Here is a 13,789-nt window from a genome sequence, read left to right as displayed (position 1 = left end):
TAATGACCGAACAAGAGCTATCTTTATTATCAACAGCTACGCCTAATATATATTTTTCAAGAAAAATTCATATTGCTTGTAATGAATATTTTGTTGAAAAGTTTGTGAGCTATTTAGATGTTATTTCTTTTAAATTAAAATATGACACAACTGGCTTAAAAAATAAATTATTAAGTCTTGATACAAATTTAAAAATTCATCCAAGTATCTTTATGTCTTTTTTTCAACTGATAGATAGTATGAAAACTGGTGTGGTTTATGATATAAAAAAATCAATCAGTAATATTATGGATGTGCTTCAAAATGCACTTAATGATAAAATATTTTTTCCTAATATAAGCTCAGTTGGTTCTGAAAGTTGGGAGTATTCTTATATAGAAAAGTTGAAGTCTTATGATCAAAAAAACATCAGAGGCGAAACTACGGAAATATACCCAGTTTCAGAGAATATGATGCCCTTTCATATAGAAAATATCCAATCAGCATTGAATATGATAGAAAGTGCTGATAAAGAGATTTACGACGAAATTAAAGAATTTGTTACTCATATTAAAATATTTGAAGGTAAAGTGTTAAGAGGAGATACTTCAAATATCTCTTTTGGCTCAATTTGGCTTAGAGTGCCAGAGCCCGAGGATGATCAAGTCGGATATTGGATTGAGCATATCGTTCATGAGACATCTCACATTAGATTGGAGGCTCATTTCTTTTTAGAAAAGTTGGTTTTAAATTCTAGAGATGAAAAAATTTTTAGAGCTCCTATTCGCGATGATTTAAGACCTATGAGAGGTATTTTTCATGCCTCATTTGTTTTGTCTAGGATGGTACGAATATTTACAATTTTATCTATTAATGGGTATGATAAGAGATTTAGGGATAGATTACAATTATGCAAATTACAATTCGAAATTGGCTTAAATACTCTAGAGCACCCAAAGGCAAGACTCTCTAACAATGGACTATTGATTAAGAAGTCCCTTAAAGAATGTGCATATATATAATGCGTCAGCAAAGAAACAATTTTATTGGCATACCGATGCTTTCTAACATATATAGGATGACAACTTTGAGCAACATGTATTTTGTTGATTCTGTTGCGAGAGTTCGATATGGAGAAAGATTTGATGATTTTTATGGCCACTCTGGCTCTTATAGTTTGGAGATTGCCAAAAATAAATCATATTATGAAATTATTGAAAGAATTTTAGCTTCCGAAATATTTTTTGGCGGAAGTCATCTTCAAAGACAATTTGCTTCTCACTGTTTTTTTACTAAGAAATTTTTAAAAAATTACCCTTATAAGGATGTGCTGATTAGAACCAAGTATGATGTAAGTGCTAGTGGTTTGGGGCTTCATAGTGATAAGGATATGGCTATAAAACATGCTATTTTAGAGGTTTTAGAGCGTCATGTTGCTTTATTATTATGGTATCACCATGACAGTATTTTGAAAATTGGTAGTAGGAATTTAGGGGGTGGATATTTTATTCATCATTACACCAGTGTTCTAAATATTCCATTCTGCATGTCTGTCGTATTTCATGAGAGAAATGACATATTCTTTTGTGGAACATCCATGAAAACAAATTTAAAAAATGCAATTGAAGCATCGGAAATAGAGGCGTTATCATTGGTGGCCAATATTATTGTAAAAAATAATTTACACCCAAAGGGTAATGTTAAAAGCACTATTGATAGAATTCATACCTTGGTTGGTTCTGGTGCAATAAACAGAATCAATCACTTACAATCGAAATATTTGCACAATCATTTAATTGATTTTTTTGACAAAGAGTTCTCGCTATATGATCTTCTTGATTTGCTTAATTTTCATGATGTTCAGGTGGTGCATATTAATGAGATGAGTGGATATCACTGTTATAGAGCAATCATCAATCAAGCATTAAGCAAAAACTTTGTGAGAGTAAATCCTTTTTATAATAAGATGACCCCAGATCCTTTTTGTTAATCAATAATAAAGCTTTAGAACTATGGACAGCAAATTTAATAAATCAGTGAATAATATCTGTGGCAGCATGCTGCTATCGAGTTTGGCATCTTCCCTCTATCTGGTTGTATTGCCACTATATGTTTATCATCTTACCAATAGTGCCATTTCTACAGCACTTCAGGTAACCATCTCTGCGGTAGGTAGTCTGCTTGCTTGTTTCTTTGTTAATAATTTTAATATATTTAAAAGTGATAAATTGCACATTGTGGCCATTAATGTTACTTTAAGTATTTTGTTATGCTTACCATATTTTTTTAATGATTCAGCCATGATTTATGCGTTGTATACCATAAGTTTTGTTGGAACATTTTTATCAACTTGTTCAAGTGGCTATATTGAGAGTTTGATTTCATTTTTAGCAGAATCAACACACAGTCTAAATAGACAAACCATCATAGGAAAAACAAAGGTTTTTGCAGGCATGGGTTCAGCGTTAGGGTTTTTTATAGGCGGTGCTATTTTAAGTGTTTTAAATCATCGTGTTGTATTTTTTATTGGCGGTGTTTTATTTGTCCTATCTGCTATTTTTATGTATTTGACTCCTATCGATGATATCAAACAAAGAAGTAATTCTATCAAAAAAGCGGTTTATAAAATTTTATTCTCAAAAAATATCTTCTATTTGAGTACAGCTCATGCCATATCCGCAGTCAGCTTATTTATTTATAACGGGACTTTTATATATGTATTAAAGGATATTTATAAGGTCGATGATATTTATGTTTCTTTTTATTTTTTTAGTCTGATGTTGGCAACGGTTTTTGGTTCGTTGCTTATGGTGAAAGTATCCAGACATAAAGAGTTGCCTGTCCGTATTGCCCCGCATCTGCGTATCTTTTATGCTTTATTTTTCTTGGTGACCGCATTCTCTTCAGGATATTGGTATTTTTTAATATCTGTATTTGTTCTTAACTTTATTCATGCGTTTTCAATTCCGTTTTGGCAGGATTGTTTTCAAAAATATTCCCCTTCATCAGAATGGCGGGTAATCGGAACAAGTAGAAAAACATTGGTGGCCATTTCTGGCATCATTGGAAGCATGTTAGGTGGATATTTGATTGGAAAATATAATATTATGCTTACCTATACTGTTGCGGCATTGCTGTCTTTTGTATCTGGTGTTTTATTAATGGTTTTTATTAGACGGTCTCATGAAATTAAAAGAAGTGTATGATGTTGTTGTTGTGGGTGCTGGCAATGCTGGTCTTTGTTCAGCCATATCAGCTGCCCAGAAAGGAAAGCGTGTTTTGGTCATTGAAAAAGCTCCAAGAATTTATAGAGGGGGTAATAGTTCATTAACAATGAATTTTAGATTTCCCCACAATAATTTCGAAGAGCTATTGAGCTTGATTGATGATGGTGATAGAAATTTAAAAATAGAGGAGGTTTTAAGAGAAAGCTACATGCCGTACACGAAGGATGATTTTCTTCATGACCTAAGATCCACTTCCGATAATCAAGGAGATTTGGATCTTCAAGAAACACTTGTTGATAAATCTTTTGAAACTATTTTATGGATGGCAAACTTAGGGCATAAATGGACATATAAAGATTTTGGTAATATATTTAAAAGAAACATACCTCTTAAGATTAAAGGTTCGGGCAAATCTTTACAAGAAAGAAATTTTAATATTGCTGAGAGTTTGGGTGTGGATATAATGTATTGCACCTCTCTTTATGACTTTGTAATGGTTGATAATTGTGTCAAAGAGCTGATCCTAACTAAGGATAATGGAGAATTATTCCACTTGCCTGCCAATTCATTGATATTGGCACTGGGAGGTTATGAAGCTAATCCATATTTTAGGCAAAAATTTTTAGGAGAATCCTGGGAAAATGTTGGCATCAGGGGTGTTCCTTTTAATACTGGAGATTGGTTTTTCCCTGCAATCAAAAACAATATTCAACTTTATGGGGATTATTCGGAAGTTGGCTGCCATGCGACACCTCAAAGCTCATATCTTCCTGATTATTTATTGCCAGGAGAAAATATTAAAAGTCAAAACCAATCGAGGTATCAGTTTAATCTAGGAATAACAATTAATCATGATGGTAAGCGTTTTTTTGATGAGGGTGAGAATATGCCAAATTTTTTATATGCAAAAGTTGGGCGTATGATTAATAAGCAGATTAATAATATGGCTTTTCAGATATTTGATAGAAAAACCGTTGGGTTTTTATCCCAATCGTATTTTTCTGATGAGAATTTATTTAGTTCAAATTCATTGCGAGTTATGTGTGAAAAGTTTGGTATAAATCATCGCAATCTGCATGATACGATAGAAAGCTATAATCGCAATTGTGTCGACAATGTCATTTGTGATTTTAGTTACTTGGATGGTAATAAATCTGTGGATTGTTTTGGCGTCCCTAAATCTAACTGGGCCCAAAAAATTGATACTCCGCCTTACTACATTGCACCAGTGAAAGCAGGTGTGACATTTACTTATGGGGGTTTGAAAGTGAGGCCTGATGCAAGAGTATACAGAACAAATGGTGAATGTATTGATAATATGTTTGCTTGCGGTGAAATCATGGGTGGTGTTCATTATGGAAATTATGCTGGTGGTACTGGATTGATGCTTGGTGCGGTGTTTGGAAGGATAGCAGGAGAGAATGCCTAAGGTTTAATTAAAACGATATTTACTCCTATTGGAACTGCATTGTTTTTGGTGGTTTGTTTGATTAAGCTTTAATTTTTATGTGCCGCCCAAACCAACAGTTTTGAGAGCCTGCCTATTTTCTTGGCAGCGGTTATTGTGGCGATGTACTGCTTTGTACCACAAAATGTCATTAATGTTTTGGCGTGGCTGTATGTATTTTTACGCATTGGCTATGGCATGGCATATGCCTTTGATGCACCGATGGTGCGTTCCGCCTTATGGTTTTTGAGTATCATCTGCTGTTTGGCTTTGTTTTATTTTGCCATGATTTTGTCGTAGTGGGGGTTAATTAAAATATCGTTTCAAACCCTCTAACAATAACTCTTTTTTTATGCCAAGTTTGTGGTTAAACTGGGCATTTATCATGTCAGCACCACCGCCTGTTAAGGTAATGTCAAAATCAGGATAATCTGCCTGTACTGCACGCACTGATCCAATAATGCCAAACAGCACACCATGATTGACCGCATCAAAGGTTGTCCTGCCAAGCTCTATACTATCAAATCGTCCAGCCTTAACCCCTATCTGCTGAGTACCAGCATATAGGGCGTGGCGTTGCATATAGACATTGGGCAGGATATAGCCTCCCAAATGCACACCATGCTCTATCAAGTCAATCGTCAATGCCGTGCCACAACCGACCACGCATTGTTTTTTGGTGCTATCCACCACGCCGAGCATTTGTAGCCATCTGTCCACACCAAGCTCATTGGGGCTGTAATGGCTTGTTAAAAGCGTATGATTGGCATTAACCTTAGCAAATTCAAAAGGCACGCCAAAACCTTGTACTGTCTTTTTGATGGCAGAATTAATCTTGTCCCCAAGCACGCTGGATATGCCAATAAATTGTGGCTCAAACCGTGCTAGCGTACCAAGCAGTCCAAGCAATAATTCATTAGGGGCTTTTAAATGCTCTTTTGCGTCATGGGCGATAATCGTGCCGTGATCTACCATCCAATATTTTAGGCGAGTATTACCCAAATCCAGCCAGAGTTTTTTCATGCTTGTCCTTAAATACCAATAGGGTTGAAATTAACATATCAGGTTGAGCGGTCTGCACCCAAAAGCAATAGCTTAATTTACAATCTTTGCCATGCCTGCAAAGATCTGTTTTATCTTACCATTGTCATTTAATAATAATTCGCCTTGATTGCCAATGCCGATACACTTGCCTTTGGCGTGGATATCGCCCATGTTGTTTTGTATAAAAACATGAATCAGTTTATCGCTCAAAAGATGGTTTTGGTTAAATTGATCAATAAAGTGCTGTAGATGACTTGGTTCTTTGCAGTGGTTGCAAGTCTTTATCGCTTCAAATATGGCATTGGCTATGGGAATGTATAACTCTTGGGCAAAAATGTCTAAATCAGCAAATAATTCTTGTAGGCAGGTCGCTTGATAAAGACCGTCTTTTATTTTAGGGGAGTTATTAACATTAAGTCCGATGCCAATGACCACGCCAGTTAAGGTGTTTTTTTCTATTTTTTTAAAAACAGGCTCAATTAAAATGCCTGCCAGTTTTTTAAATAAGCCTAATTCATCATCATAAAAACCCACATCATTTGCCCACTTTACGCCAAGAGTGGGCAACTGCTTTGTTCGGCGGTGTTCGTTCACGGTTTGAATGATGGGTAACTTAGCAAGCTCAAAACCGACTGCCACAGACAACAGCCCAGAGAGTGTATTTAGTTCAAACACCCCTTTCCCCATGGGGATATATAGGCTTAAGAACACATTGTTCTCACCGCTCACCCAAGTTCGCCCATGTTGTCCACGCCCCGCCGTTTGATAATCTGCTGTGTATAAATGGGAGATGGTGTGGGCAAGATGACCGCTTTCAATGGCATGGATTAAGGCGGTGTTGGTACTGCCAATCTCATCAAAATGGCGGTGGCAAGTGGGTGCTAGAAATGGCATGGTTTTTAATTTTTTTAAAATGATAAAAATGGGGTATAATACCATAAATTTTGTTTAGGATTTGTAAAAATGATGTATCTATGGTTTGTGATTGCAGGGGCATTTGCAGGGGTGTGTGCAGGACTGTTCGGTGTGGGTGGGGGTCTGATTATTGTACCTGCTCTTGTGTGGATTTTGGGAGCGTATGGTTTTCCTGTCGAGATTATTCCTCATGTGTCTGTAGGGACGGCATTGGCGACCATCATCATTACATCCGTCAGTTCATTAACCGCTCACAACAAAAAAGGCGGTGTGCGTTGGGAAGTCTTTAAAAATTTAACTTATGGCTTGGTGGTAGGTTCTTTGTTTGGGGCGTGGGTGGCGACGCTCATTCACGGGCAGTATTTACAAGGGCTGATTGGTGTATTTGCCATCATCATGTCCATACAGATGTTCATGAAAAAAGCAGGCGAGAACATCAAACCACTACCCAAGCCATTTAGCCAAAGTATCGCAGGTGGTGTGATTGGCATGGCGTCAGCGATTTTTGGTATCGGTGGTGGTAGCTTAAATGTGCCATATCTTACCCATGCTGGCCTACCCATGAAACAGGCGGTTGGCACCAGTGCGGCGTGCGGTCTGCCGATTGCCATCGCTGGGGCTTTGGGCTTTATGTGGTTTGGTAGCAGTCATGTGGCAAGTATGAGTGAGCCGGTGGTAGGCTTGCTGGGTTTTGTGCATTTGCCTGCCTTTGTCGCCATTAGTGTGGCAAGCTTTATCACTGCCAAACTTGGGGCAAAAATCGCCCACAAGATGCCAGCTGCTACACTAAAAAAAGCCTTTGCGTGCCTATTGATTGTGGTGGGTTGTCAGCTGTTGTATGGTAGTGTGGTCTAATCTTTAAAATTAAAAGACCCTGCAAGATGGCAGGGTCTTTGTGTGTATACAAAGTGTACTATGGAAGGTTTTGGTAAGTTCTTTATTGGTTGCTTTTGTACCTGTGCGTGGTGCAAAAGCCATATATGGTGCATCTAAACTTGCATTCACTGGCGGTACAATCAATGGTATTAGCAATCGTAAAGGTTGGTGATGATTTCGTTGGGAAATAAAGTTCTAGAAAAATTTAGAAATTTGGTTAAGCATTTAACTAAATTTCATGTTTTTTTAATTATTTTAATTTTATTTTGTTACCGCCCTTGTGATGATGCTTCAGTTGCTAGTTTTTTATTCTCAGCATGATTAGTGCTTTTAATCAATTCTTTTTTGGTTAAAGAATATTTTAAAAAACCTATGTTTTTACAAATTCAGATGACGAATTTTGTTGGTAATTTTATTATCAAACATTCTTTGATGCTTACCATTATTTTAACACCACTTGTTAGATGGACGATCTTTAATGCAAACAATGGGTTTTGCCGATGTTTGGAAGCCAGATGGTTCATCGCCCCAATATTTCATAGACCTTGGAGACGCTTTTAGATAATACACATGTTATACACTTATTTAATCGATAGTTTGCATGCTTATTTAGATGGTCGTCTTGAAGTACGGCTATTATTAGATATCTGGAAGGGTTGTCCGTCTGAGATTTCAGGCATTTATTACCAGCTATTTCATTTGGTAAGCGATGAAGATATTCGCAAAAAAGACAGTGACTATGCTAGGCATCAATTATATTTGGTGGAAATTTTGATTGATTCATTAAAGTTAAATGATGTAAAAAAACTACAAAATTTTAGTTTGATTTAGTGTTTTGTGTTTTCTTACAAAATCCTTGATAATGTCAAAACAAATACTATAATCATGTTATAAAAACCAATGCTATTAAAGTATCAATGTAATCTAAATGATCTTGCATTGATGCTAATTTTCAATGTAACCTAGTCGCAAGATTATAGATAAATATATTCATTAGCCTTGTCTGTTTATTAGATGCTTGGGTCATTTGCCAAATTACTCAATAGAAACTTGGTTAAAACCTTGGTAAACTTTGCTATAATACTCACTTTTTATTCTAAGATTTTATCATCAATCATGCGTCTAAAATCCCTAAAACTTGCTGGCTTTAAATCTTTTGCCAATCCCACGACTTTTACCTTTAAACACGACATCACCGCCATCGTCGGTCCAAACGGCTGTGGTAAGTCAAATGTGATTGATGCCATTCGTTGGGTGCTAGGCGAAACTTCCGCCAAGCAGCTGCGTGGTGGGGCGATGAGCGATGTCATCTTTGCAGGCGTGGAGGGGCGAATGGGCAAGAGCTTGGCGAGTGTGGAGCTGACCTTTGAGCATACCCAAGATGAAAGCACCGGCATTCGCCATGCCCTAAATCTCTACCATGAGCTGACGCTTCGCCGTCAAGTTACTAAAGATGGCAAATCGGATTATTTCATCAATGGGCAAAGAGTTCGTCGCCGTGATGTGGTTGATGTATTTTTGGGGACAGGACTTGGGGCAAGAAGCTATGCTGTCATTGAGCAGGGCATGATAGGGCGGATCGTGGAGTCTAGCCCCATGCAGCTGCGTGAGTTCATCGAAGAAGCGGCAGGTGTGTCTCGTTATCAAGCACGCCGTGATGAAACCCAAAAAAAACTTGACGAAGCACAGGACAATCTAGAGCGACTCTCTGACTTGCAAGGTGAACTAAAAAAACAACAACGCACTTTATTACGCCAAGCCGAGTCTGCCAAGAAATACCAAGAGCTGACAGATGAGCTTAATAAGATGAACAAAGAAGATCTATTAAAGCGTATTTTTGAGGCGTGGCAATATCATGAACAAACAAAACAACAGAAACAAAGCAGTCAAGAAGAGCTGGCTAGACTTGAAAGTGCCACCAATAAAGCCAAAGTGGAGCTAGAACGCTTATCCGATAAGGTTGCAGAAGGGCAATGGCTAAAAGACGATGCCCGTGATAAATATCATAATGCCCAGATGGCAGAGCAGACCGCACAGCACAACTTCTATACGGTCAATCAGGAGCTATCCCAGTCTGAAGAAAAGATACTTCGCCTAAATGCCATAAAGGCAGAAGCTCATGACAACATCGCGCACGCAACTGCTGAGCTTGATAAAATTAACCAAGAGTTAAGCCAGATTGAGCCAAGTTTAAATACGCTGAGCCAAAAGTTAAACGCCAAGCAACACGAACTACAAACCAACCAAGTCGGCTGGCAGAGCGTTCGTGATGAACTAGATGCTCTACAAACTCAAAAAAACACGCTAGAAAATGCCAAGAAACTCGCCGAATCTCAAAAAAACCGAGTACTTGCCAACCGTGAAAAATGGATCAAAAAACATAATGAGCTTATCCTAAGCTCGCAAGGCATTGCCGAGCAAGACATCAACGATACTCAAGAGTTGGCACGCTTAACTGAAGAGCTATCCCAGTTGGCACTACGCCAAGAATCCTTAGCAGAGCAAGACGACAAAGATAAACTTGATGAGCTTGCCAAGAGTGTGCAGACCCATCAGCAGGCATATACCGCACTTGAAAAACAGCATACTGCCTTATCAAGTGAATATGACATCTTGCATAAGCTACTACACGCCAAGCCTGCTTCTTTATCCCAAAATCATACAGAAGATAGCACCCAAAGCGATTTTGTGCATCTGCCACAGCTAAAAGAGTTGGTGCGTCTGAGTAGTCAAGGTGAGCGGTTTGCCGGTGTGTTGGATGTCTTTTTGGGCTTTTGGTTGACCGCCAAAGTATCTGATGAGCTGGCAATCAAGGCAATCTTATCAGCACCTGATGAAAAAGACAAAAACGCCAGTCGTGCCATTTTTAAGACAGGTGGTACTTATGGGGTGAGTATTGGTAAGTTATTGGCATTTGGACAGTTGTTTGATGCCCCCCGTTTAAAATTGTTTGATAATTGCTACTTACTAGATGATGAGTCTTTTGATTTACAAAAGCTGTCAGGTGAAGTTGCTGATGGCAAGTTGATTTTGACCAAATCGGGCTGGCTGATCAGTTCTTTTGGGGTGGTGCATACCAGTAGTTTTGGGGTGCAGTCATCGATACTGACCCAAAAGGCAGAGCATAGCAGACGCTTGAGCGAGCTTGAGATAACACTTGATGAGCTTGAAAGCAAGATGAGCGAAAGCCAAAAACAGCTAAAGCTATACAGCACACAGTTTGAGAGTGCTAAAGTGTCTTATGATGAAAGGCTAGCTCAGATGAATGCTTTATTGGCAAGTATCCAACAAAAACAGCAAAGACAGGCTGCCTTGCAGACCAAAATTCAGACTGATGCCATCAAGCGAGAAAATTTTGTTAAAAATAAATCTGTACTTGATGAAGAAAAAGACGAGATTGGTAGTGAGCTAAAGGTATTAGAGCAGGAGCTTGTGCATATTGATGACAAACTTGCCAAACATCTACCACGCCATGAGACTGTTAAGAGCAAGATGGTAGCGATGACCCAAAGCATGGATTTGCTCACTCTTGAGGTCAAAGCGATGACAGAGGAGCATCAAGCGATACAGCTAAAAAATACTACGCTTAACCAAACCAAAGCACACACCCAAAGGTTGCTTGATATGGCCAAAAAAAATGCCGAGCAGGCACAAATTGACATACAAGCTGCCAAAGATACTCAAGAGAAACTAACTGCCAAACTGCCGATGCTAGAGACTGCCTTTAAGGATGCAAAGACTCACACCGCCATGCTAAAAATCACCAGTGAAGAACATGAAGCAGCCGCCAAAGCCTTACAGCTCATGCAGGTTAAATTACAAGAGAATTTAACCCAAGCTCATGCTGATTTTGCAAAAGCTCAGGCACAAGCAGCTCAAATCACAGCGGATACGGCAGTGGGCGAGAGTCGCCTTGCTGATTTGGGTGATGAGATGGTGCGTCTTGATGAGAAGTTTAACCTGCCTGCAACAGTGGCGGATTTTCGTGTTAAATCGCCTAAATTTAAAGACAACTCCGCACGCATTGATGGGATTAGGGCGGACATCGCCAAGCTAGGTGCGGTGAACTTGGCAGCAGCTGAAGAATTAAAAGAGCTAGAAGGGCGTGTCTCGCCGATGGACAGTCAAATCAATGACATCACCAAGAGCATGGAAAAGCTCAAAGATGCCATCGCTGCTATTGATGAGAAGACCAAATCGCTATTTTTAACCGCCTTAGATGCTGTTAATGATGGTCTAAATGCTTTATTTAGTAAGGTTTTTGGTGGTGGGCAGGCGAGCTTAACACTCATTGATGATGAGTCTTTATCCAAGTCTGATAAATGGCGAGCGGGACTTGTTCTGATGGCACAGCCAAAAGGCAAAAAGAACTCACGCTTGGCTGTGTTATCAGGTGGGGAGAAGACATTGACCGCCTTAAGTCTTATTTTTGCGATTTTTAAACAACACCCAGCACCATTTTGCGTGCTTGATGAAGTAGATGCACCGCTTGATGACGCTAATGTGGCACGCTTTACTAGCTTGATTGGCGAGTTGGCTGATAGCGTACAGTTTATTTTTATTAGTCATAATAAACTTGCCATGCAAATTGCCGATGAGTTAAAAGGCATCACCATGCCGACAGCTGGCATCTCAAGTCTGGTTACGGTCAACTTAGAAGAAGCACAGCAGTATATTGAGAATTGATGATGCCTTTCATGAAGTCTTGGGCGTATATCTAATGTTGTAAGAAGCATAAAAACTTTAAACGGCATAAGTATTTTGCATGAGACCAAATATTAAAGTGAGTTTATTACTTTAAATATTTAGCAAACCTTGTTTTTAGCTTGGCAAGTTTTGGCGGAATGGCGAAGTTGCAGTAACCTTGCGTTGGATTATTGGCATAGAAATTTTGATGATAACTTTCGGCTGGATAAAAGGTTGGTGCGACTTTGACTTGGGTAACGACAGCCACTCCATCTGCTTTTAGGGTGTCGATTTTGTTGTTAATGGTAGTAACTTGGTTATCATCGGTATAAAAAATCACCGAAGCGTACTGTGTGCCGACATCATTGCCTTGACGGTTGAGTGTTGTTGGGTCGTGCGTGGCGAAAAATACATCCAGCAGTGTGTCTAACCCAATGATATTTTCATCAAACACCACATCAATCACTTCCACATGACCTGTATTGCCCGTGCAGACTGCTTCATAATTGGCGTTGTCAGCTTGACCACCAGCATAGCCAGAGGTTACTGAAATAACCCCTGCTAGGGATAAAAATACACTTTCGGTACACCAAAAACAGCCACCGCCTAAAATGATGTGTTGCATAAGTTTTCCTTATTGTTCTAAAAATGATAAAATACGCACAACCTTAAGCATAGCATAATTTTCATGACAAATCCAAACATGAATGACCCAGTCAATCCATCTGTTCATCACGATGGGCATGACAGCCTATTTGTTACTCCGCTTGATAAGTTTGCTCGTTTTAGCTTTGATGAAGAAGTGGTGGCGTGTTTTCCTGACATGATTCGCCGTAGCGTACCGGGCTATGGGCAGGTACTCTCCATGTTGCCAGTTTTTGCCAGACGGCATCTGTCCTATGGGCAGGTGAATGAGCAAGGCAATCGCATTAGCAGAATCTATGATTTGGGCACATCGCTTGGGGCGGTGTCATTTGCTTTGGCTGATAAGTTCGTCCCAAATGAAATCAAGATTCATGCGGTGGATATTTCTCGCCCAATGATAGAGCGTGCCAAGAGCGTGTTTGATGAGTATTATCCAAAGCATGATATTGAGTTTATCTTGTCGGATGTTTGCACGCTTGATTTGGAGCCGTGCGATATGATTGTGCTGAATTTAACCTTGCAATTTTTGCCACCAGAACATAGATTGGCACTGCTCAAAAAATGCCATGACGCATTGACAGATGGGGGTATTTTAATCTTAACCGAAAAAACACACGCCATGGACGAGCAGGACGATGCTTGGTTGGTGGAACGCTATTATGATTTTAAGCGTGCCAATGGATATAGTGAATTAGAAATTAGCACAAAACGCAACGCCCTAGAAAATGTACTCATCACCGACACCGAGAGCGTACATCATGACAGGCTGATGGCGGCAGGTTTTGATAGGGTGCTGACTTGGTTTAAGTTTTTAAATTTTTTATCTATTGTGGCGTTTAAATGACCTAAAAGGTTTTAGATACCTAAATTGAGCTAAAAGAGCTGAAAAAATATCCATGCCAATCATAAAGAACAGTCAGTTGGCAAATCTGGAGCGAAGTTCTGTTGTCGGCATTGGCGGATAAGCTGT

The 13,789-nt window shown here is 39.1% G+C and carries 12 protein-coding genes and 1 pseudogene; 10 read left to right on the top strand and 3 right to left on the bottom strand.

Features of this window, described 5'->3' with window-relative positions; translation table 11 throughout:
- Positions 1–2 precede the first annotated feature (2 nt).
- The 5 genes and pseudogenes from LU276_RS07890 to LU276_RS07870 all read left to right on the top strand — a co-directional run.
- Complete coding sequence (locus tag LU276_RS07890; protein WP_284673305.1) at positions 3–1,001, top strand: aKG-HExxH-type peptide beta-hydroxylase; 999 nt, start codon at positions 3–5, stop codon at positions 999–1,001.
- 56 nt (positions 1,002–1,057) lie between these two features.
- The gene (locus LU276_RS07885; protein WP_284673304.1) at positions 1,058–1,969 is read left to right on the top strand and encodes a YcaO-like family protein; all 912 of its coding nucleotides are present in this window, start codon (positions 1,058–1,060) and stop codon (positions 1,967–1,969) included.
- Between the two features lie 22 nt (positions 1,970–1,991).
- Positions 1,992–3,185: an MFS transporter gene (locus LU276_RS07880; protein ID WP_284673303.1), complete on the top strand. Its 1,194-nt coding sequence runs from the start codon at positions 1,992–1,994 to the stop codon at positions 3,183–3,185.
- Positions 3,163–4,635, top strand: a complete 1,473-nt coding sequence (tcuA, locus tag LU276_RS07875) for an FAD-dependent tricarballylate dehydrogenase TcuA (protein ID WP_284673302.1) — start codon at positions 3,163–3,165, stop codon at positions 4,633–4,635. The genes LU276_RS07880 and tcuA overlap by 23 nt, the downstream gene beginning before the upstream one ends.
- Positions 4,636–4,728: 93 nt before the next feature.
- Positions 4,729–4,953: pseudogene (locus LU276_RS07870) on the top strand (MAPEG family protein); the annotation flags it as partial.
- A gap of 6 nt (positions 4,954–4,959) precedes the next feature.
- Here LU276_RS07870 and LU276_RS07865 read toward each other — a convergent pair.
- Together LU276_RS07865 and LU276_RS07860 are read right to left on the bottom strand one after the other, a co-directional pair.
- Entirely contained in the window at positions 4,960–5,676 is a 717-nt protein-coding gene (locus LU276_RS07865; protein ID WP_284673301.1) for a type III pantothenate kinase, read from the bottom strand.
- 72 nt (positions 5,677–5,748) lie between these two features.
- Positions 5,749–6,591: a biotin--[acetyl-CoA-carboxylase] ligase gene (locus LU276_RS07860; RefSeq protein ID WP_284673300.1), complete on the bottom strand. Its 843-nt coding sequence runs from the start codon at positions 6,589–6,591 to the stop codon at positions 5,749–5,751.
- A gap of 69 nt (positions 6,592–6,660) precedes the next feature.
- Between LU276_RS07860 and LU276_RS07855 the strand changes: the two genes are divergently transcribed.
- From LU276_RS07855 to smc, 4 genes are all read left to right on the top strand, one after another.
- Positions 6,661–7,467, top strand: a complete 807-nt coding sequence (locus LU276_RS07855) for a sulfite exporter TauE/SafE family protein (RefSeq protein ID WP_284673299.1) — start codon at positions 6,661–6,663, stop codon at positions 7,465–7,467.
- A 70-nt stretch (positions 7,468–7,537) separates the two neighbouring features.
- The gene (locus tag LU276_RS07850) at positions 7,538–7,660 is read left to right on the top strand and encodes a hypothetical protein (protein ID WP_284673298.1); all 123 of its coding nucleotides are present in this window, start codon (positions 7,538–7,540) and stop codon (positions 7,658–7,660) included.
- Between the two features lie 398 nt (positions 7,661–8,058).
- Positions 8,059–8,319, top strand: coding sequence for a hypothetical protein (locus tag LU276_RS07845; protein ID WP_284673297.1), 261 nt, complete (start codon positions 8,059–8,061; stop codon positions 8,317–8,319).
- 285 nt (positions 8,320–8,604) lie between these two features.
- Positions 8,605–12,174 (top strand): chromosome segregation protein SMC, encoded by a 3,570-nt coding sequence (gene smc / locus LU276_RS07840; RefSeq protein WP_284673296.1) that lies wholly within the window; start codon positions 8,605–8,607, stop codon positions 12,172–12,174.
- A gap of 106 nt (positions 12,175–12,280) precedes the next feature.
- Here smc and msrA read toward each other — a convergent pair whose 3' ends face one another.
- A complete protein-coding gene (gene msrA / locus LU276_RS07835) occupies positions 12,281–12,799 on the bottom strand; it encodes a peptide-methionine (S)-S-oxide reductase MsrA (RefSeq protein ID WP_284673295.1) in 519 nt (172 codons plus the stop codon).
- A 78-nt stretch (positions 12,800–12,877) separates the two neighbouring features.
- Here msrA and cmoA point away from each other — a divergent pair, with 78 nt between their 5' ends.
- Entirely contained in the window at positions 12,878–13,663 is a 786-nt protein-coding gene (cmoA, locus tag LU276_RS07830) for a carboxy-S-adenosyl-L-methionine synthase CmoA (protein WP_284674619.1), read from the top strand.
- Positions 13,664–13,789: the final 126 nt, after the last annotated feature.

Source organism: Moraxella haemolytica (assembly GCF_030177935.1).
Classification (GTDB): domain Bacteria; phylum Pseudomonadota; class Gammaproteobacteria; order Pseudomonadales; family Moraxellaceae; genus Moraxella; species Moraxella haemolytica.
The sequence above is the reverse complement of the archived record's forward strand: the minus strand, read 5'-3'. Positions and strand labels throughout refer to the sequence as shown.